The sequence below is a fragment of the Streptomyces lavendofoliae genome, from assembly GCF_014649735.1.
Lineage (GTDB): Bacteria > Actinomycetota > Actinomycetes > Streptomycetales > Streptomycetaceae > Streptomyces > Streptomyces lavendofoliae.
Genome location: NZ_BMTP01000007.1, coordinates 162104 through 183291 on the forward strand (window position 1 = coordinate 162104; position 21188 = coordinate 183291).

Here is a 21188-nt window from a genome sequence, read left to right on the forward strand (position 1 = left end):
GCCCGATCAGGCAGCGGTCGGAACGATGTTCACGACCTTGCGGCCACGGAAGGTGCCGAACTGCACCGCACCGGGCTGCAGCGCGAACAGCGTGTCGTCGCCACCACGACCGACGCCCGTACCGGGGTGGAAGTGGGTGCCACGCTGGCGGACCAGGATCTCACCGGCGTTGACGACCTGACCGCCGAAGCGCTTCACGCCGAGCCGCTGAGCGTTGGAGTCGCGACCGTTCCGGGTGGACGATGCGCCCTTCTTGTGTGCCATGTCTCCTCAGTCCCTTACTTCGCAGCCGTGGGGATCGCCGTGACCTTGATCGCCGTGTACTGCTGGCGGTGGCCCTGACGACGGCGGTAGCCGGTCTTGTTCTTGTAGCGCAGGATGTCGATCTTGGCGCCCTTGTGGTGGTCCACGACCTCGGCCTGGACCTTGATGCCGGCCAGCACCCACGGGTCGCTGGTCACAGCGTCGCCGTCGACAACGAGCAGGGTCGAGAGCTCGACCGTGTCGCCAACCTTGGCAGTGGAAATCTTGTCAACCTCAACGATGTCGCCGACAGCAACCTTGTGCTGGCGACCACCGCTGCGCACGATGGCGTACACGCGGATCTCTCTCTCGCTCGGAACGGAAACTCCTGATGCCAGCCGCCCGCACGGGCCGGCGAGGGCCCGTGACTGTCCGCGAGGGATGAGCGGCCTCTTCCAGCGGCGGGCCGTGCCCGGCCTGCCGGAAGGGAGGTGCTCAGGAGTTGGCGCGCATGGAAACACGCCGACGGTCAAGGTTACGGTCCGCGCCCTCACGGGTCAAACCGGCCGGGCGCCGCCCACCCCGGCCGGGCGCGGGGCCGGTGGCCGTATGCTCGCCGGGCGAAGACGCATCCCGGGAGCCGGAAGGCAGAGCACAGTGAATTACAGGGTCCAGCCCACCGCACAGGTCGCCGACAACGCCGAGATCGGTGCCGGGAGCAGTGTGTGGGAACTCGCGCAGATCCGCGAGGGAGCGAAGCTCGGCGAGGGCTGCGTGATCGGCCGCGGCGCGTACGTGGGTACCGGCGTGCGCATGGGCGACAACTGCAAGCTGCAGAACTACGCCCTGGTCTACGAGCCGGCCGAGCTGGGCGACGGTGTCTTCATCGGCCCCGCCGTGGTCCTCACCAACGACCACAACCCGCGCTCCGTCGACCCCGACTTCAAGCAGAAGCGCGGGGGCGACTGGGAGGCCGTGGGCGTGCGGATCGCCGACGGCGCCTCGATCGGCGCCCGCTCGGTGTGCGTGGCGCCGCTGGAGATCGGCCGCTGGGCGATGGTGGCGGCCGGCGCGGTCGTCACCAAGGACGTCCCGGACTTCGCGCTGGTCGTGGGCGTTCCGGCGCGGCAGGTCGGCTGGGTCGGCCGGGCCGGCGTCAAGCTGGTCGAGCGGGACGGCGAGCCGGGTGTGTGGGAGTGCCCGAAGACCGGCGCGCTGTACGAGGAGAAGGACGGCGCGCTGACCGAGCGCGGCTAGTCCGGATCCGGCATGCGGAGGGAAGGGCCCCGGGCGACGACGCCCGGGGCCCTTCCCCGTACCGCTCCCGTACCGCTCCCGTGCCGCGGTGTGGTGCTCCCGCGCGGTGCGCCGCTCCGGTGCGCCGCTTGCGTCCGGTGCGGTGCTCCCGCGCGCCGCGGTGCTCCCTACGGTGTGCCGCCGCCGCGCCGCCCTCTCGTACCGCTCCGGCCCGTCGCCCCCCGCGCCGCGCTCAGACCCGCCGCCAGGCCTCCAGCGCCAGGCCCGGCTCGGGCTTCTGGCGGGCGACGCGCAGGGTGCCGTCGGTGCCGAAGGCGGCCATCACGACCCGGCCGCGCCCGTCGAGCGCCAGCGCCGGGGCGCCCACGCACGGGTCGCCGGTGAGCGTCCAGGTGGCGCCCAGGGCCTCGTCCTCCGTCGGGTACGCGGCGAGGGCGGGGCGGCCGGTGGCGGCGTCCCGGCGGGCCATGATCGTGCAGTCGTGCCCGTCGACCGAGGTGCGGAGCAGGGCGACCGGACCGGTGCCCGCGCCGGTGCCGAGGACGGACGGCGCCTTGTCCGAGGGGCGCCAGGCCCGCACCGTGCCGTCGCCGGCGTCCTGCCAGAAGTGGGTGAGGCGGCCGGGGCCGGTGCGCTCCGAGGACAGCGAGTCCGCCACGGGACGGGCCGGGACGTCCTCGGCCCGCTGGAACTTCACGCCCTTGCTCTCCTGCGTCCAGCGCAGGAGGTGGTCCTCCGCGGGCGCCACCAGCTCCATCAGGCCGTCCTCGGTGATCGACGCCCGGATGGGGCCGGTGATCCCGCTGCCCTTGAGGTCGGCCCACTTGTTCCACTTGCCCGACGGCACCGAGGACCGCCCGCAGATCCCGCCGCCCACGTTGCGCACGAAGACGTGCAGCGAGCCCTCGGAGTCGATGACGGCCGCGGGCGGGCCGATCCGCCCGGCGAGCTCCGGGTCGTCGGGGTACGGGTTGCCCACCACCGCCCAGTCGCGGACGGCCAGGCCGGACTGGTACTGGAGAGCGAAGACGACGTCGGTGGCGGGGGTGCCGTCCGCGAGCCGCGTGCGGCGCAGCGCCACGAGGTGGACGTACCCGTCGGCGCCCTGGGCTATGGACAGGTGCCGGTCGACGCCGGGCGCCGGAATGGTCTCGGGACCGGTCCAGCCGGGTCCGCCGGGGTGCTTCTCGGTCCAGCGCAGCACGGCGCCCTCGACCGGGGCGTACGCCGTGAGGCGGCCGTCCTTACCGCGCACCAGCCAGTCGGTGGCGGCCGGGAGGGAGGCGTCGGGGAGCGGGCTGCCGCCCCGGTCGGCGCCAGGGCGCGACGGGGCGTCCGCAGAACGCCTGGATCTCCGCGCGGACCACACCGCCATGGCTCACCGCCGACCTTCCCCTGACCAGTTCGAACCGTTCACGCGCAGCTCCCCCGAGCTTGCGCGACGATAGCATTTCGGCGGCTGTTCCCCGGTCCCCCGAAAGGCCCATCCGCGGCACCCGCGTGGGACCCTTCGTACCGTGCTCACTCTTCTCGTCGTCGACGCCGCGAACGTCGTCGGATCGGTGCCGGACGGCTGGTGGCGCGACCGCCGCGGCGCCGCCGAGCGGCTGCGCGACCTGCTCGTCCCCCGTGCCGCCGGCGGGGTGGCCGGGCATCCCGGGCCGCTGGACGTCGTGCTCGTGGTCGAGGGGCGGGCGCGGGGGGTGGAACCGGTCCCCGGGGTGCGGGTCGAGGAGGCGCCGGGCAGCGGCGACGACCGGATCGCCGAGCTGGCCGGCGAGGCCGCCGCGGCGGGACGCCACTGCGTCGTGGTGACGGCGGACCGCGAACTGCGCCGGCGCGTGACGGCGCACGGCGCCGCGTGCCTCGGCCCCCGCTCCGTACGGCCCTGACGGCGGCGCCGGAACCCCGCCGTCAACTGTTCATGGAATCGTTATCCCGGCCGTTCACCGAGGCGCACGCGCCTTCTGACCATGGTCGTCGGACACGTGGTTTCCGGCCCTTGCTCCGGCCGCGGGGCTGGTCATCCCGGCCATTGCCTACGATGGCACGGCACGCCTCCCTCATCGACCTGTCCCAGTAGAAGAAGAGTGCTCAGTGAAAGTCATCAGCATCGTCGGCGCACGTCCCCAATTGGTGAAGCTCGCTCCGATCGCGGCCGCGTTCGCCGGGACGGAGCACGAGCACTTCATCGTGCACACCGGGCAGCACTACGACGCCGACCTCTCCGACGTCTTCTTCGACGGCCTCGGCATCCCTGACCCGGACGTCCACCTGGGCGTCGGCTCCGGCAGCCACGGTGTCCAGACCGGGGCCGTGCTCTCCGCGCTCGACCCGGTCCTGGAGCGCGAGAAGCCGGACTGGGTGCTGGTCTACGGCGACACCAACTCCACCATCGCCGGTGCCCTTTCGGCCGTGAAGATGCACCTGCCGGTCGCCCACCTGGAGGCGGGTCTGCGCTCCTTCAACCGGCGCATGCCGGAGGAGCACAACCGCGTCCTGACCGACCACTGCGCCGACGTCCTGCTCGCCCCGACCGAGGAGGCCATGCGCCACCTCGCCGACGAGGGCCTCAAGGACCGCGCCGTGCTGGCCGGCGACGTGATGGTCGACATCTGCCTGAAGATCCGGGACGACGTCCTGGCCGGCAAGCACCCCGCGCCCGTGCTGCCGGAGGGCATCGACCCGTCGGAGCCGTTCCTGCTGGCCACGCTGCACCGGCCGGACAACACGGACGACCCCGAGCGCCTGCGCGCGATCGTCGACTCGCTGGCCGGCCTGCCGGTCCCCGTCGCGCTGCTCGCCCACCCGCGCCTGGTGGCCCGCGCCCACGAGCACGGCATCGACCTCAACACCGGTTCCGTGCACGTCGGCAGGCCGCTGCCGTACGCCGGTCTGGTCGCCGCCGTGCTGGCCTCGGCCGGTGTCGTCACCGACTCGGGCGGTCTGCAGAAGGAAGCGTTCCTGCTGGAGCGCATCACCACCACCATCCGTCCCGAGACGGAGTGGGTGGAAACCGTGGACACGGGCTGGAACGTCCTTGTTCCCGACCCGCACACGCTGTCCGCCGACGAGTGGGCCGCCACGGTGACCCGCGCGGTCCCCACGGCCGACCCCGGCACCCCGTACGGCGACGGCCGGGCCGCCCAGAACGTTGTCCGGATCATGGAAGAGTGGAAGGGAGGCAGCCGGCACGCGTGACCGGACAGGGCCTCTCACGAGGCACTTATCCGTACATGTCACCGTGCTAGCGTCACCGGTTATGTCAGCGTCTCCCAGGTCCGGGCTGCCCGCGACAGGCAAGCGGCCCCATGTGATCTACCTCGCCATCGGTTTCCCGCCAGCGGCCAAGAGCTGCGCGTACCGCATGCGCGAGACCGCGAACCAGTTCATCAACCAGGGCTGGGACGTCACCGTCGTCACCATCGCGCAGGAGTCGTGGGAAAGGGACTCCGGCGTCGACCTCACCCTGCTGGAGCAGGTCGACCCGCGCATCAAGATCGTCGAACTGCCGTTGGTGCGCGAGGACCTGGAGACGGACATCCGTCTGTACAGCGAGGAGCGCGCCCTCAACCCCAACGGGTGGGTCACGCGGCTGCGCCGCCGGCAGATGGAGCCGTTCCCCGAGCCCAACTTCGGTGACTGGCGCGAGGATCTGGAGAAGGCCGTCCTCCGCGTCCACGGCGAGCACCCGGCCGACCTGCTGCTCGCCAGCTGCGTCCCCTACGTCAACCTCGCCGCCGCGTGGAAGCTGTGGGAGGAGGCGAAGGTCCCGTACGCCGTGGACTTCCGCGACGGCTGGTCCATCGACGTCATCGACGGCGTCGAGGCGTTCGCCCGCGACTCCGCCGAGGGCGTCTGGGAACAGCGGATCCTCGACAACGCGCTGTCGCTGTGGGTCGTCAACGACCCGATCGCGGAGCATTACCGCACCCGCTACCCCGACTTCGCCGACCGCGTCCACGTCGTGCGCAACGGCTACGACGCCGACAGCTCTCCGGGCAAGGCGCACCGCGCCAACCCCGAGGCTGGCCTGGCGTTCGGCTACCTCGGCACCGTCAACTTCACGGTCCCGCACCTGGAGACCGTGCTGAACGCCTGGCGCGCCGCCCGCGAGAAGGAGCCGCTGCTGGCCAACGCGACCTTCGAGGTGCGCGGCCACATCGGCAACGGCTCCGGCCGCGAGGCCAACCGGCACGCCGAGGTCCTCAAGCAGGCCGAGGTCGACGGCGTACGCTTCGGCGGCCCCGCCGCCAAGGCCGAGGTGGCGTCCATCTACGCCCGCTGGGACGCGATGGTCCTCATCCTCATCGGCGGTCGTTACGTCACCTCCGGCAAGGTGTACGAGTACATGGCGACCGGCCTGCCGATCGTGTCGGCGCACGTCGTCGAGCACGACGCCTCCAACGTGCTGCGCGGCCACCCGCTGTGGACGGGTGCCGTCGGCATCGACGAGGAGGGCCTGACCGAGTCGTTCATCAAGGCCGCGCACATGGCGGTGGAGACGAGCGACGAGGTGCACGCCGAAGCCATGGCGCACGCCGACCAGTTCACCCGCGAGGCGCTGATGACCTCCGCCGTGAAGCAGCTGATCGACGACTGCACCGCCCTCGGGGAACAGAACACGGACACCGCGGACGCCCCCCTCGCCGAGAACCAGATCGTCGCCGGAGGGCCGTCCCTGTGACCAACGTCCTGTTCATCGCCAGCGTCCGGCCGCAGCTGGGCGTGTTCGCCGACTCGGTGCGCAAGTTCCGCGCCGCCGGGGCCACGACGTACCTCGCCGGTACGTTCCCACTGGAGCCGGTGGCCGAGGAGCTCGCCGCCATGGAGCTGGACGGCACCCACCAGCTCCCCCGCAACCTCAACTTCCGCAGTACGGCGCTGCGCCGCAAGGCCCGTATGGCGCCGGGCGGCATGAAGGTGTGGATGCAGGCGGAGCGGGACGGCGTCCTGCGCCGGCTGGCCCGCAAGGCCGACGTCCTGGTGGCGCTCGACGCGGGCGCCGTCTACACCGTGTGGCGCCTGTCGCAGTACTACCGCGTCGAGGAGGCCCACTTCGGCCTGGCGCCGGCCCTGAAGGCCGTCGACCGGGTCAAGGCCAAGGGCACCACCGGCGGCCGGGGCGTCCTGCCGCCGATGGACGTCGTGAAGCAGAACGTCCGCCGCTCGGTGGACGGCCTGCCCGCCACCGTCATGCGGCACGCCACCGCCCGTCCCGTGATGCGCTCCACCGTCGGCGCCCGTATGTGGCGCACGGCCGTCACCGCGCCCGGCGTACCGCCCAAGGTCCGCATCGCGACGTCCCGGTACGTGGCCGAGGGCATGCAGTGGGCGGGCCGCACCAGTGGCGCCGCCCTGGCGCTCGCCGCCGCCGCGTCGAAGATCCCCGACCTGGGGCTCAAGGCGCAGCTGCTGGACGAGGCCGTGATGAAGGAGCTCGGCAAGGGCCTCAACCCGCGCGACCTCGACAAGGCCGTCGCGGCCCAGCTGGCCCACGCGGACGCGCAGTTCGCCGGGGGCGACCACGAGAAGGCGTCGTTCGCGCTGGACCGCGCGCTGTTCCTGCACTTCCACCGGGTGCTGCACATCGACCAGCTGTCGTCGCCGCTGGCCAAGGACGCGCAGGGCTTCGTCGAGCCGCTGTACCGCTCCAAGGTCATGGACGTCATGAAGCGCCCGCAGGGGCGCAGGACCCCGGCGGCCCCGGCGCCCAAGGACCGTCCGCTGCGGCTGCTGGTCACCACCAGCGCCAACGACAACTTCCTGCACCACATCCTGGACCGGTACGGCAACCACGAGGGCGTGGAGCTGCGGTACCTGGACCTCGCGGCGCAGAAGGCCCTCAAGCGGATCGCGTGGGCGGGCCGCCGGGTGCTGGAGGACCGCCTCGCCGGCGGCACCAGCACGTACCAGGAGGAAGTCGAGCGGCTGATGCGGCCGTACCTGGACTGGGCGGACACCGTCTTCCTGGACTGGTCGGTGGGCCCGGCGGCGATGCTGACGACGATCGACCCGGGCGACACCCGGATCGTGGTCCGTCTGCACAGCTACGAGGCGTTCACGCGCTGGCCGCACATGACGGACTTCTCGCGGGTCGACGACCTGATCTACGTCGCCCCGCACGTGAAGGACCTCGTCGAGTCGCTGGTGCCGATGCTGCGCGGTGACAGCGCGCCGCGTGCGCACCTCATCGACAACGCGATGGACCTGTCGGGCTTCGCCCGCCCGAAGCCGGCCGACGCCCGCTTCAACCTGGGCCTGGTGGGCATCAGCCAGGTCGCCAAGGACCCCATGTGGGCCGTGGACGTGCTGCGGCGGGTGCGGGAGCACGACGAGCGGTACCGGCTGCTGCTGGTGGGCGGCGACATGAACCCGAAGACCAGCCGGGCCACCCGCGACTACCGGCGCCAGTTCGACAAGGAGATCGCCCCGCTCATCGAGCAGGGCATCGTGCTGAAGCTCGGCCCGACCGACGACGTGCCGTCGGCGCTCACCGACATCGGCGTGATCCTGTCCTCGTCGGTACGCGAGGGCTGCCACGTGGGCCTGATGGAGGGCGCGGCGAGCGCCGCCGTCCCCGTCGCCCGTGACTGGCCCTTCTACGCGGGCAAGCCCAACAGCGCCCGCACGCTGTACCCGGAGGGCTGGGTCGTCGGCTCCACCGAGGAGGCCGCGAAGCGGATCCTGGAGACCACGGCGACCGAGCAGGCGTGGCAGGACGCCGGGAAGCTGGCGTCGGAGTACGCCCTGTCGACGTGGGACTGGCCGGTCGTGAGCAAGGCCTTCGACAAGCTGTTCCTCGGCGAGGGCTAGACCGTACGGGAAAGGGCCCCGGGAGCGATCCCGGGGCCCTTTCCCGTGCCTGCCGTGGTCACGGGTGGCGCAGCCGCCAGCCCGCCCACGCGGACTCGACCATCTCGCGCACCCCGTGGCGGGCGCTCCAGCCGAGTTCCTCGGCGATGCGGTCGGCGGAGGCCACCACGCGGGCCGGGTCGCCGGGGCGGCGGCCGGTGACGAGCGGCTTGACGTCGGTGCGGCCGGTGACGTCCTGGATGATGTCGACCATCTCCGTGACGGAGACGCCCTCCCCGCGCCCGATGTTCAGGACCAGGGACGCCTCGGGGTCGGCGACCAGCCGGCGGGCGGCGGCGACGTGCGCGGAGGCGATGTCCTCGACGTGGATGTAGTCGCGGATGCAGGTCCCGTCGGGCGTCGGGTAGTCGTCCCCGAAGACCAGCGGCTGCTCGCCGGCCGTGAGGCGTTCGAACACCATCGGTACGAGGTTGAAGACGCCGTCGTCGCCCAGTTCGGGCGTGGCGGCGCCCGCCACGTTGAAGTACCGCAGCGACGCGGTCGCCATGCCGTGGGTCCGCCCCGCCGCGGCGACCAGCCACTCGCCGGCCAGCTTGGTCTCGCCGTACGGGTTGATGGGCGCGCAGGGAGTGGTCTCGGTGACCAGGTCCACGTCGGGCATCCCGTACACGGCCGCGGAGGACGAGAACAGGAACCGGGTCACCCCGGCCTCGACGGCGCCCTCCAGGAGCGTGCGCAGGCCCTCGACGTTCTCGCGGTAGTAGTGCAGCGGCTTGGCGACCGACTCGGCGACCTGCTTCTTGCCCGCGATGTGCACGATGCCGGTGACGGCGTGCTCCCGCAGGACGCGGTCGACGGTGTCCCGGTCCAGGACGGTGCCCACCTCCAGGGGCACGCCGTCGGGGAGCCGCTCGGGCCGGCCGGTGCTCAGGTCGTCCAGGACGACGATCCGCTCGCCGCCGGCGGCCATCGCCTTCACCACGTGGGAGCCGATGAATCCGGCGCCGCCAGTAATCAACCAGGTCATGGGTTAACCCTCTGCAAACCGGCCCTGCCCCACAAGTGCGCGGGGCAGGGCCACTGTTCGTTGTTGTACGGGATCGGCCTCGGGGGTCAGCCGCCGATGACGACGCGGCGGACGCCCTCCCAGCGGGCCGGGTCCGTGGTGCGGCGGCCGTCGACCAGGACGGTGACGTCCGGCAGGTCGGAGGCGGCCAGCTCCTTGTACTCGGCGTGGTCGGCCTGGAGGATCGCGGCGGTGACCTTCTCGCCCTGGTGGGGGGTGAGGCCGTGCGCGGCCAGCTCCTCGGCCGTGTACATCGGGTCGGAGACGTACGGGACGGCGCCGCGGGCCTTGAGGGCCTCGACGGTGCCGAAGACGCCGGAGAACGCGGTCTCCTTGACGCCGCCGCGGTAGGCGGCGCCCAACACGAGCACGCCCACGTCCTTCAGGTCGCCGTAGGCGGCGGCCAGCAGGTCGACGGCGTACTCGGGCATCGCGGCGTTGGCCTCGCGCGCCGAGCGCACGACCGTGGCCTCCGGGTCGTTCCACAGGTACATCCGCGGGTAGATCGGGATGCAGTGGCCGCCGACGGCGATGCCCGGCTGGTGGATGTGGCTGTAGGGCTGCGAGTTGCACGCCTCGATGACCTTCAGGACGTCGATGCCCTGCTGGTCGGCGAACCGGGCGAACTGGTTGGCCAGGCCGATGTTGACGTCGCGGTACGTGGTCTCGGCCAGCTTGGCGAGCTCGGACGCCTCGGCGGTGCCCAGGTCCCACACGCCGTTGGCGCGCGGCAGGTCGTCGCGCTCGTCGAAGTCGAGGACCTGCTCGTAGAACTCGACACCGTGCTTCGCCGACGCGTCGTCGATGCCGCCGACGAGCTTGGGGTAGCGGCGCAGGTCGGCGAAGACGCGGCCGGTGAGGACGCGCTCCGGGGAGAAGACCAGGTGGAAGTCCTCGCCGGCCTTGAGGCCCGAGCCCTGCTCCAGCATCGGCGCCCAGCGGGTGCGGGTGGTGCCGACGGGGAGGGTGGTCTCGTAGGAGACGAGGGTGCCCGGCTTGAGGCCCTTGGCGATGGCCTTGGTGGCGGAGTCCATCCAGCCGAAGTCCGGGGTGCCCTCGGCGTCCACGAACAGCGGGACGACGACCACGACGGCCTCGGACCGGGCCACGGCGGCCGCGGTGTCGGTGGTCGCGGACAGCAGACCGGCGTCGACGGTCTGCTTGAGCAGCCGGTCGAGGTCGTGCTCGCCGGGGAAGGGCTCGGTGCCGGCGTTGACCAGCTCGACGACCTTCTCGTTGACGTCGGCGCCGATGACCTTGTGGCCCTTGGCGGCGAACTGCACGGCGAGCGGCAGGCCGATCTTGCCGAGCGCGACTACACAGATATTCATCGGGTCAGTTTCCTCTTCACACGGGACATCAGTTGACGCAGTCGCTTGCCCACGCCGAGCGAGGGCTCCCAGAGCGGAGCCGTGGTGATCACCAGCCGCCCCTTGGGGTTGGCGTTGGCGGAGATCCGGTACGGGATCCTCTCCCGCCAGCGCCGGGCCAGGGGCAGCGGCCTGCCGCGGACCGGCACGGGGACCTCGTACGTCGAGCCTGCCACGTCGGCGTACACGCGCACACCGAGCTTGGCACTCTTCGGTTTGACCGGGATGCGGGCGGTCAGCAGGGTGCCCTCGCCGTCCTCGGTCGGCTTGCGGGTGAACTCGCCCACCAACGCGGGCAGTTCATGTCCTACGGGGAGCCGGCGGGCGCCCGGCTTGTCGGCGCTCTTCGGCATGGCCTTGGTGGCGAGCCGCACGACGGCGGAGCCGGTCTCGCCGGCCAGCCCGAGCCGTACCGTCAGATCGACGGCCATGTCGTCGCCGCTCTGGTCCCACTCGGCCGACACCAGCGACGCGCCCTCGGCCAGCCGGCCGGGGACGGCCTCGCCGATCACCTCGTACACCCGGTCGGGCAGTCCGACCGAGGGGTCGCGGAAGCCGGGGTACCGGACGTACGCCCGGCCGTCCTCCAGCAGCAGCGGCGGTGAGCCGTGCGCGGCCTCGTCCTCGATGGCCTTCACGAGCAGGTCGACCGCGCCGCGCCGGGCCAGGCAGATCCGCACCCGCCGCTTGACGTCCATCGAGTCGCGCAGCCCGTCGGTGAAGTACGCGTCGGCCAGCTTCGCGATGCCCGCGCACACCTCGGCACGCGTCACCGCGTCCAGCGCCGGGAAGTCGTCCTGGACGAGCTTGGCCAGCTCCCAGGTGAAGTGGCGCTCCAGGACCGCGTCCCGCTTCGGGCCCGCCTCGATCAGCGAGGCCGCGAAGTGCATGATCCGCTCGGTGCAGCGCAGCCGGGACAGGTGGTTCGCCCGGTAGGTGATGTTGCTGGCGTCGCCGCGCTTGACGGCGTAGTAGTACGTGTAGTCCGCCAGGACCGAGATCCTCGCGGCCCGTACGCACGCCTCCAGGGTGAACGGCTGGTCGGAGCCGACCGGCAGGTCCTCGGGGAAGCGCAGGCTGTACTTCTCCACCAGCTCGCGGCGGAAGAGCTTGGTGTTGGCCAGCGTGAACGGCAGGGCCGACTCGTACAGCGAGACGTCCGGGTCGCTCTTCTTGTACAGCGCCTGGTGGACGTAACGGCCGTTGGTGCCCACCATCTTGCCGACGACCACGTCGGAGCCGTGCTCGTCGGCACAGGCCACCATCCGGGCGAGGGCTTCCTTGCCCAGGTAGTCGTCGGACCCGATGAAGTACACGTAACGACCGGTGGCCAGCTCCAGGGCCCGGTTGCTGGGAGCGGCCGGGCCACCGGAGTTGGCCTGATGGATCACCTTGACAGTGTTCGGGTACTTCTCCGCGAAGCGGTCCAGTTCCCGGCCACTGTCGTCGGTCGAGCCGTCGTCGACGGCCACGACCTCGAGCCGGTCCAGCCCGATGCTCTGCCCCACCAGCGAGTTCAGGCACTCGGTGAGGTACGGCATCGTGTTGTACACGGCTACCACGACGGTGACATCGGGTGTGGTCAACTGGCCACGTCCTCCGGGGCGAGCCGCACGGTGACGCCGCGGTCGGCGGAGTCGATGACGGCCGCGGCCACCTCCACCGTACGCAGACCCTGGCGCAGCGTGCAGATGTCGTCCGACTCGCCGAGGACGGCGTCCCGGAACAGCTCGTGCTCGACGAGGAGCGGCTCGCGCTTCGGGATGGCGTAGCGGATCATGTCGCCCTCGGACACCCCGCGGAACGCGCGCAGCGCCTCCCACTCGGTGGCGACGGCGGCGTTGGAGTAGAAGGTGAGGTCGGCGGTGAGGGTGTCCGCGATGAAGCAGCCCTTCTCGCCGGTGACCGACGTGAAGCGTTCCTTCAGCGGGCTCAGCCAGTTGACGAGGTGGTTGACCATCGTGCCGTCGGAGAGCTGGCCGACGGCGGAGACCATGTCCTCGTGCGGGCGGCCCGACTTGGACACCGTGTGCGCGGCGATCGACGTGTACTGCTGGCCGGTGACCCAGCCCGTCAGGTCGATGTCGTGGGTCGCGAGGTCCTTGACCACGCCGACGTCCGCGATCCGGTGCGGGAAGGGGCCCTGGCGGCGGGTGACGACCTGGAAGACCTCTCCCAGCTCCCCGGCCTCCAGGCGCGAGCGCAGGGACCGCAGCGCCGGGTTGCAGCGCTCGATGTGGCCGACGCCGGCCACCAGGCTCCGCGACTCGAACGCCTCGACGAGGCGGCGGGCGCCGTCGACGGTGTCGGCGACCGGCTTCTCGATCAGCGCGTGGACACCGGCGTCGGCCAGCTTCAGGCCGACTTCCTCGTGCAGCGCGGTCGGGCAGGCGACGACGGCGTAGTCGATGCCCAGCGCGATCAGTTCCTCGACGGTGGACAGGACGGGTGCGCCCTGGGCCCAGCCGTTCTTGTCGCCCATCGGGTCGACGACGCCGACGAGGGTGACGCCGTCCAGCCCGGCCAGTACGCGGGCGTGGTGGCGTCCCATCGAGCCGAGGCCGATCAGGCCGGCCCGCAGTCCAGCAGCAGTCACAGGTTCTCTCCCAGCGCGTTCACGGCGGTGACGATGCGCTCAAGGTCGTTCTGGGTCAGCGAGGGGTGCACCGGCAGCGAGACGACCTCGGCGGCGGCCTTCTCCGTCTCGGGCAGGTCCCAGTTCCGGCCGGCCTTCTGGTCCGGCTCCCAGTACGGCTTCAGCCGGTGGATGGGGGTCGGGTAGTACACGGCGTTGCCGATGCCGGCCTCGGTGAGCTTCGCCATCGCGGCGTCGCGGTCACCGCCCCGCACGCGGATCGTGTACTGGTGGTAGATGTGGCGCGCGCCCTCGGCGACGATCGGCGTGACGACGTTCGGCGCGGTGATGTGCTCGCTGAGGTACGCCGCGTTGGCGATGCGCGTCTCGGTCCAGCCGTGCAGCTTGGCCAGCTGGACACGGCCGACGGCGGCGGCCACGTCGGTCATGCGCATGTTGGCGCCGACGATCTCGTTGGCGTACCGCTGCTCCATGCCCTGGTTGCGCAGCAGGCGCAGGGTGCGGGCGATCTCGGCGTCGGCGGTGGAGATCATGCCGCCCTCGAGGGAGTGCATGTTCTTCGTCGGGTAGAAGCTGAACGTGCCGCCCGAGCCGAACGCGCCGACCGGGGTGCCGTTCAGGGCCGCGGCGTGCGCCTGGCAGGCGTCCTCGACGACCGCGAGCTTGTGCTTCGCCGCGATGGCCATGATCTTGTCCATGGCGGCCGGGTTGCCGTAGATGTGGACCGGCATGATCGCGGCGGTGCGCGGGGTGATGGCGGCCTCGACCGCGGCCGGGTCGATGTTGAAGCTGTCGGCCTCGATGTCGACGAAGACGACGTCGGCGCCCACGAGACGCACCGCGTTCGCCGAGGCGGCGAACGAGAAGGACGGGACGATCACCTCGTCACCCGGGCCGATGTTCAGCGCCATCAGAAGGAGGTGCAGCGCCGACGTACCGGAGTTGACGGCGACGCAGTGGCGCCCGTCGACCAGCTCGGAGAATCCCTCCTCGAAGGCGGCCACTTCGGGGCCCTGTACGACGCGGCCGGTGCGCAGTACGCGTACGGCGGCCTCGATCTCTTCTTCACCGATGACCGGGCGGGCAGCGGGGATGGGCTGCTCGTTGATGCTCGGCATGGACGTCCTCCTTGAACACCGCAAGAGCTCTTTGTGGCAGAGGTCTGAAGGGTGTTGCGGAGGCTGACAAGGCCGCGCTTACCCCTCCGGCGCGATGCCGACGCCCTACCGAGGAATGCTGGGACCGGTCTGTCCCGGAACCGGGTCGGTCACCGACCGTAGTCTTCGGGCGGGGCCCGCCGACGGCAGCGACCGGCGTCACATTATCAGGAATTTCCTGGTCAATTTCGGGGCCGTTAACTGCTGGAGGCATCGATTCCGAAACAAAATCCCGCCTCGGGCCGGGGTAATCCCGGGTCCGACATGGGACGTTCGACCGGCGCTCACCAACCGTTCGGCGGCCGGGCCGCCCCGGTCCGCCGTGAGCGCTGTCACGGCGGACCGGGGCCCCGCCCGTCTACTGCTCGGCCGGTACGGTCTCCTTCGCGGCCGACTTGGCGGTCTTCGCCGCCTTCGCCGTCTTCGCCGTCTTTGTCGCCGCCGACTTGGTGGCGGTCTTCTTGGCCGTCGTCTTCTTCGCCGCGGTCGTCTTCTTGGCCGTCGTCTTCTTGGCGGCGGCCTTCTTCGCCGGGGCCTTCTTGGCGGTCTTGCGCGCCGCGGCCTTCTTCGCCGGGGCCTCGGCCTCGCCGGCCTCCGCCTCCGGTGCCTCGGCCTCGCCGGCCGGGGCCGCCGCCTTCGGCTCCGGTGCCTCGTCCGTCGCGGGCCGCGCAGTCGAGCCGCTGCTCACGACGATGACCGCGGCTTCCGCGGCACCCGCCGGGGAGGCGGCCGGAGCGGTGACCTTGCGGACCACGCGGCGGCGCGCACGCGGCGGGGCGGCCGCGGGGGCCTCCTCGGCGGCGGGCTGCTGCTCCTGGACCGGCTCGGGGCGCGGCTCCTCGGCCTGCTGGGCCTCGGCCGGCTCCGGCCGGCTCCGGCTGGACCGGCGCGGACCGGACCGGCTCGGACTCCTCGGACGCCACCGGCTTCGGCGGACCCGCCGGGGCGGACGCCTTCCTGGTGGCGCGCCGACGGGTACGGCCCTGCGGAGCCTCGGAGGCGGGAGCCGCCTCCGGGGTGGCCGCCTCGGAGGCGGTCGTCTCCTCGGCGGTCGTCTCTTCGGCGGTCGTCCCGGCGGCCGCGGTGGCGAGCGCCGGAAGCGCCTCCACCTCGATGGCCTCCGGGGCCACTTCGGCGACGCCCGGACGCTGCTCGGGCTCCGCGGCGGCCCTCGGCGCACCGGCCGGAGCCGTCGCCTTGCGGGACGCCCGGCGACGCGAACGGCCCCGGCCCGCGGCCGCCTCGGCCTCCGCGACGCTGGAGTACAGCTCCTCGTCCGGACGGAACGGCTCCTCGACCGCCACCGGGGCGGCGACCTCGGCCGCGAGCTCGGCCTCCGTCTCGGTCTCGGCCTCCGTCTCGACGCCGGTCCCGGTCTCGGTCTCAAACTCGGCGCCGGTCGTCTCCTGCTCCGCGTCGGAGGAGCGGCCACGCTTCTTGGACCGCTTGCCGCCGTTGCCGCCGCCACCGGTGGTGGACGGCTGCTCCATGTGCACGATGACGCCACGGCCGTTGCAGTGGACACAGGTCTCGGAGAAGGACTCCAGCAGGCCCTGGCCCACCCGCTTACGGGTCATCTGGACCAGGCCCAGCGAGGTGACCTCGGCGACCTGGTGCTTGGTGCGGTCCCGGCCCAGGCACTCCAGCAGACGCCGCAGCACCAGGTCCCGGTTGGACTCCAGCACCATGTCGATGAAGTCGATGACGACGATGCCGCCCAGGTCGCGCAGCCGCAGCTGGCGCACGATCTCCTCGGCCGCCTCCAGGTTGTTCCTGGTGACGGTCTCCTCCAGGTTGCCGCCCTGGCCGGTGAACTTGCCGGTGTTGACGTCGACGACGATCATCGCCTCGGTCTTGTCGATCACCAGCGAACCGCCGGACGGCAGCCAGACCTTGCGGTCCAGCGCCTTCATCAGCTGCTCGTCGATCCGGTACGTCGCGAAGACGTCGGTCTCCGACGTCCAGCGCTGGAGCCGGTCCGCCAGGTCGGGCGCCACGTGCGACACGTACCCGTGAATGGTCTTCCACGCCTCGTCGCCGCTGACGATCACCTTCGAGAAGTCCTCGTTGAAGATGTCGCGGACGACCCGGACGGTCATGTCGGGCTCACCGTAGAGAAGGGTCGGGGCGTTGCCGCTCTTCGCCTTCTTCTGGATGTCCTCCCACTGCTCCTGGAGGCGCTCGACGTCACGGCGCAGCTCGTCCTCGCTCGCGCCCTCGGCGGCGGTGCGCACGATGACGCCCGCGTCCTCGGGGACGATCTTCTTGAGGATGGTCTTCAGCCGGGCCCGCTCGGTGTCGGGCAGCTTGCGGCTGATGCCGGTCATCGAGCCCTCGGGCACGTAGACCAGGTAACGGCCGGGCAGGGAGACCTGGCTGGTGAGACGCGCGCCCTTGTGGCCGATCGGGTCCTTCGTCACCTGGACGAGGACGGACTGGCCCGACTTGAGCGCGGTCTCGATACGGCGCGGCCCGTTGGCCATGCCGAGCGCCTCGAAGTTGACCTCACCGGCGTACAGGACGGCGTTGCGGCCCTTGCCGATGTCGACGAAGGCGGCCTCCATGGACGGCAGGACGTTCTGGACCTTGCCCAGGTAGACGTTGCCGACGTAGCTGGTGGCCTGCTCCTTGTTGACGTAGTGCTCGACGAGCACGTTGTCCTCGAGGACGCCGATCTGGGTGCGCTCGCCGCTCTGGCGGACGACCATCACGCGCTCGACGGCCTCGCGGCGCGCCAGGAACTCCGCCTCGGTGATGATCGGCACCCGGCGGCGGCCCTGCTCGCGCCCCTCGCGGCGGCGCTGCTTCTTGGCCTCCAGACGGGTCGAGCCCTTGATGGACTGCACCTCGTCGGACGGCTCGGCCTTCTCGCGGGCGGGACGCGGCTCGCGGACCTTGACGACCGTACGGACGCCGTCGTCCTCACCGGCCGCCTCCGGCTCGGCGCCGGTGTCACCGCTGCGACGGCGGCGGCGACGGCGACGGCGCGAGCTGCTGGTACCGGCGGCGGAGGGAGTGCCGGCCTCGTGCTCGTCGGCCTCCTCGTCCTGCTCCTCGTCCTCCGCCTCGTCGTCGGCTCCGCCGTCCTCGGCGCGGGCGGCCTCCTCGGCCTCCTCCGCCTCGGGGGCGTCGCCACGACGGCGGCGGCGGCCACCACGACGGCGGCGGCGCGACGGGCGGTCACCGTACTCGTCGGTGTCCTCGCCGTCGGCGGCCTCCGCCTCGGCGTCGGCCTCGGGCTCCTCGTCCACCTCGGCCTCGGGCGCGGGCTCGCGGGCCGGGCGTACCACCGGCTCGGCCTCGGCGGCCGGCTCGGCGGACTCGCCGCGACGACGGCGGCGGCGACGGCCACCGGTCGTCTCGGGCTGCTCGGCGACGACCTCGGCCACGGGCGTCTCGGCGACCTCCGCGGTCTCCTCCTGCTCGGCGGCCTCGGCGGCGGCAGCGGCAGCGGCGGTCTCCGGGGTCTGGAACATCGGCTCGGCGAAGACCGGGGCCTGGAACACGGGCACGGCGGGCCGCTCGGCACGGCGGCCGCGGGACTGCTCGGCCCGCTTGACCGGCTCGGCCGTGAACTGCGGGGTGGTGGCGCGACGGCGCGTACGGCCGCGCGACGCGGCCTGCTCTGCGGCGGCGACCTCGGTCCCGGCGTCGTCGGAGGAGATCTGCGCGACGGTGTCGGCCGGCAGGGTCTCGCCCGCCTCGGCGGCGTCCTCGTCCTCGGCCGGGCTCTCCGTGCGTGCCTGCGGGGCGCCGGCGGGCGCGGTGGCCTTGCGGGTGGCACGACGACGCGTACGGCGCGGAGCGGCCTCCGGCTCCTCGGCGGGAGCGGCGGCGGGGGCCTCGGCGACCGGAGCGGTGTCCTGCGGCTCCTCGACGGGAGCCTCGGCGGCCTGCGGGGCACCCGCCGGGGCGGTCGCCTTACGCGTGGCACGACGACGCGAACGCGCCGGAGCGGCCTCCGGCTCCTCGGCCGGAGCGGCAGCGGGGGCCTCGGCGGCCTGCGGGGCACCCGCCGGGGCGGTCGCCTTACGCGTGGCACGACGACGCGGACGCGCCGGAGCGGCCTCGGCGGTCTCTCCGGGCTCCTCGGCGGGAGCGGCGGCGGGGGCCTCGGCGACCGGAGCGGTCTCCTGCGGCTCCTCGACGGGAGCCTCGGCGGCCTGCGGGGCACCCGCCGGGGCGGTCGCCTTACGCGTGGCACGACGACGCGGACGCGCCGGAGCGGCCTCGGCGGTCTCTCCGGGCGCCTCGGCCGGAGCGGCGGCGGGGGCCTCGGCGGCCTGCGGGGCACCCGCCGGGGCGGTCGCCTTACGCGTGGCACGACGACGCGAACGCGCCGGAGCGGCCTCGGCGGTCTCTCCGGGCGCCTCGGCGAGGGAGGCCACGTCGGCCACCTCGGCGGCGGGCGCCTCGACCACGACCTCACCGGCCGGGGCGTCCCCGGCGGTCGCCGTCACCGGCGGTCCCGCGGGGCGCGACGCGGCGCGGCGACGGCGTCGCGGCGGCAGCGTGTCGCTGGGAGAGGTGTTCTCCTCGTTGTGGTTACCGGCGGTGGCGCCGGTTTCGTTCGGCTCGAGCATGCGGGCGGTTCTCCCGTCACGCTCCCGGGCGCCGCGCCTGGCGCGGCGCCGCACGGGAGCTGTTATGTCTGGCTCGCCGGTTCCGTACGCGTTGTACGCACGGCCTGGCGAAAGTCTCCTGTGGGTGTACGCGGCCGGACCCAGGTGGCTCCCGAGTGCCAGGGCCGCGCTACGACGACCGCCCTACGCGGAACCTGCACCTGTCGGCTCCGGGGCGGCGGCGGGTCCGGCGGCCTTTTGTGGGGCGGCCGTGACTGCCTCGCGGTCGGGCGCGAGCGGGTCGGTCACCGTGCCGGACTCCTCGTCGAAGAGCCCCTGCGCCAGCCTGGTCACCGCTGCGGGGACCGGCGGCGCCAGGTCGGCCACAGCTCGGAGACCGGACAGGACGTCGTCGGGTCGTACGGCAGGTGTCACGTGCCGAACAACCAGCCGCAGTATCGCACAGGGGCCCTGCCCGGGCCTATCGGACGGAGCGGGAGTGGCTTGCAGTCCTGCCACGGCGGCCCGCGCGTCGAACGTGCGCATCCCGTTCTTCGTCCTGCGCTGCACCTCGACGGCGTCGGCCGCGAGGAAGGCGGCGACGGCGCGCTCGACGTCCTCGGCCGCCACCCCCTCCAGCCGCAACTCCCAGACGGAGGCGGTCAGCCGGTCGGCGAGACCCGGGGTACGGGCCTCGACGGCGTCGGTGATGTCGAGTCCGTCCGGCAACGACTCGTCGAGCAGTTCGCGCAGCTTCTCCGGGTCACGACGCTCGGTGAGCGCGATCTCCAGGAACTCGGCCTCGGAGCCCGTGCCGGTGGGAGCGGCATTGGCGTACGAGACCTTGGGGTGCGGGGTGAAGCCGGCCGAGTACGCCATGGGCACCTCGGCGCGGCGCAGCGCACGCTCGAAGGCACGCTGGAAGTCGCGGTGGCTGGTGAACCGGAGGCGGCCGCGCTTGGTGTAGCGCAGACGAACGCGCTGCACTGCCGGTGCGGGCGGCGGGCCTTCGGGCTGTCGCTTGCCCAGTGGTTCTTCTCCTCGGTGCGGGGCGGGCGCGGTGGCGCTCCGCCCACGAAAATTCGGGCGGCTCCCGGGGGGCCCCGCCCGGCTCACCCCCGCTTTCGCGGGGAGATCTCGGATGCGGGCGCCACGCCGGGCGCAATCGTTGTACTACCCAGACTACGCGCCGGAGCACCCGTCGGTTCCCCGGCCCGTCCCGGCGCCGGTCCGCCGACCAGCGCCCGCCACGCGTCCCGGCGGGCCCGGCGCACCGTTTCGGCGGCCGAGGCGAGCGCCGCGCGGGTGGCGCGCCCCGCCTCGGCGACCACGTTCCGGACCGGCCGCCACAGGTGGTCGCGCAGCGCGTGCCCCACCGGGGTGCACACGGACCGGTAGCACCAGGCGAGCGGCCGTACCAGCAAGGTCAGGCCCAGCCACGCCAGCGCGCGCCACAGGGCCCGCGAGACGTATCCGGCGCCCCGCCAGGCCATGACGAGGGTCCACCCCACCGGCGCGAGCACCCACCGGTACAGCCACCGCGCGGACGGGACGACCACCCACCGGTGGAGCCACACCAGCGGCACGACGACCCCGTACCACGCCACGGGCACGACGACGTACCGCCACAGCGCCACCCACGGCCACACGAGCAGCGCCTTCGCCAGCCACCGCAGCGCCCACCCCAGCGGGGCGAGTCCCCACCGGTACAGCCACCGCGCCGGTACCACCACCAGGATGTCCGCCAGCCACCGCAGCGCCCGCCCGACGGGGGCGAGGACCCACCGGTACAGCCGGTCGGCCGGCTTCACCAGCCCGTACGTCACCAGCGCGCCGGCCAGCCACGCCAGCCCCCGCCCGAGCGGCACCAGGACGTGCGCGTACAGCCACACCACGGGGAGGACGAGCAGCGCGTACAACACCCGGCCCAGCGGCCGGAGCACGAACCGGTCGCATGCCCGGCCGCACGCGGTCAGGGCGTCCCACACCACACGCACGGGCAGGACGACGAGCAGCACCACGATCCGCACCGGGATCCTGATGGCCGCCGTCAGGCATCCCTCGGGTTCACGCTTCTCCACGTCCATGCCCGACAGGACGCGAGCGGCCCGGCCTGGGGTT

The 21188-nt window shown here is 72.6% G+C and carries 15 protein-coding genes and 1 pseudogene; 5 read left to right on the forward strand and 11 right to left on the reverse strand.

Features of this window, described 5'->3' with window-relative positions; translation table 11 throughout:
* Positions 1-6 precede the first annotated feature (6 nt).
* Entirely contained in the window at positions 7-264 is a 258-nt protein-coding gene (gene rpmA, locus IE109_RS15440) for a 50S ribosomal protein L27 (RefSeq protein WP_189551448.1), read from the reverse strand.
* Between the two features lie 14 nt (positions 265-278).
* Positions 279-599, reverse strand: a complete 321-nt coding sequence (gene rplU, locus IE109_RS15445) for a 50S ribosomal protein L21 (protein WP_017944922.1) — start codon at positions 597-599, stop codon at positions 279-281.
* Between the two features lie 301 nt (positions 600-900).
* On the opposite strand from rplU, the gene IE109_RS15450 reads away from it, so the two are divergent.
* A complete protein-coding gene (locus IE109_RS15450) occupies positions 901-1500 on the forward strand; it encodes an acyltransferase (RefSeq protein WP_189551449.1) in 600 nt (199 codons plus the stop codon).
* Positions 1501-1732: 232 nt separating this feature from the next.
* On the opposite strand, the gene IE109_RS15455 is transcribed toward IE109_RS15450, so the two are convergent.
* Complete coding sequence (locus tag IE109_RS15455; RefSeq protein WP_229891088.1) at positions 1733-2755, reverse strand: PLL family lectin; 1023 nt, start codon at positions 2753-2755, stop codon at positions 1733-1735.
* A 262-nt stretch (positions 2756-3017) separates the two neighbouring features.
* Between IE109_RS15455 and IE109_RS15460 the strand changes: the two genes are divergently transcribed.
* The 4 genes from IE109_RS15460 to IE109_RS15475 all read left to right on the forward strand — a co-directional run bounded on the left by IE109_RS15460 (position 3018) and on the right by IE109_RS15475 (position 8316).
* Positions 3018-3392, forward strand: a complete 375-nt coding sequence (locus IE109_RS15460; RefSeq protein WP_189551451.1) for a PIN domain-containing protein — start codon at positions 3018-3020, stop codon at positions 3390-3392.
* Positions 3393-3597: 205 nt separating this feature from the next.
* Positions 3598-4701 carry a non-hydrolyzing UDP-N-acetylglucosamine 2-epimerase gene (gene wecB / locus IE109_RS15465; protein WP_189551452.1) on the forward strand — a complete coding sequence of 368 codons (1104 nt, stop codon included), beginning with the start codon at positions 3598-3600 and terminating at the stop codon, positions 4699-4701.
* Between the two features lie 112 nt (positions 4702-4813).
* Complete coding sequence (locus IE109_RS15470; RefSeq protein WP_189551622.1) at positions 4814-6187, forward strand: glycosyltransferase; 1374 nt, start codon at positions 4814-4816, stop codon at positions 6185-6187.
* Complete coding sequence (locus IE109_RS15475) at positions 6184-8316, forward strand: glycosyltransferase family protein (RefSeq protein WP_189551453.1); 2133 nt, start codon at positions 6184-6186, stop codon at positions 8314-8316. Before IE109_RS15470 ends, IE109_RS15475 begins: the two co-directional genes overlap by 4 nt.
* A 58-nt stretch (positions 8317-8374) precedes the next feature.
* Here IE109_RS15475 and galE read toward each other — a convergent pair whose 3' ends face one another.
* The 8 genes and pseudogenes from galE to IE109_RS15515 all read right to left on the reverse strand — a co-directional run bounded on the left by galE (position 8375) and on the right by IE109_RS15515 (position 21154).
* Entirely contained in the window at positions 8375-9343 is a 969-nt protein-coding gene (galE, locus tag IE109_RS15480; protein WP_189551454.1) for a UDP-glucose 4-epimerase GalE, read from the reverse strand.
* A gap of 86 nt (positions 9344-9429) precedes the next feature.
* Positions 9430-10713, reverse strand: a complete 1284-nt coding sequence (locus IE109_RS15485) for a nucleotide sugar dehydrogenase (RefSeq protein WP_189551455.1) — start codon at positions 10711-10713, stop codon at positions 9430-9432.
* Positions 10710-12338: a glycosyltransferase family 2 protein gene (locus tag IE109_RS15490; protein WP_189551456.1), complete on the reverse strand. Its 1629-nt coding sequence runs from the start codon at positions 12336-12338 to the stop codon at positions 10710-10712. Before IE109_RS15490 ends, IE109_RS15485 begins: the two co-directional genes overlap by 4 nt.
* Positions 12335-13348, reverse strand: a complete 1014-nt coding sequence (locus IE109_RS15495) for a Gfo/Idh/MocA family protein (protein ID WP_189551457.1) — start codon at positions 13346-13348, stop codon at positions 12335-12337. The genes IE109_RS15490 and IE109_RS15495 overlap by 4 nt, the downstream gene beginning before the upstream one ends.
* Positions 13345-14466, reverse strand: a complete 1122-nt coding sequence (locus tag IE109_RS15500) for a DegT/DnrJ/EryC1/StrS family aminotransferase (RefSeq protein ID WP_189551458.1) — start codon at positions 14464-14466, stop codon at positions 13345-13347. The genes IE109_RS15495 and IE109_RS15500 overlap by 4 nt, the downstream gene beginning before the upstream one ends.
* A gap of 397 nt (positions 14467-14863) precedes the next feature.
* A pseudogene (locus tag IE109_RS15505) lies at positions 14864-19088 on the reverse strand (Rne/Rng family ribonuclease).
* A gap of 183 nt (positions 19089-19271) precedes the next feature.
* Entirely contained in the window at positions 19272-20054 is a 783-nt protein-coding gene (locus IE109_RS15510; RefSeq protein WP_189551459.1) for a TIGR03936 family radical SAM-associated protein, read from the reverse strand.
* Positions 20055-20179: 125 nt separating this feature from the next.
* On the reverse strand, positions 20180-21154 hold the full coding sequence (locus IE109_RS15515; protein WP_189551460.1) for a hypothetical protein: 975 nt from the start codon (positions 21152-21154) through the stop codon (positions 20180-20182).
* Positions 21155-21188 lie beyond the last annotated feature (34 nt).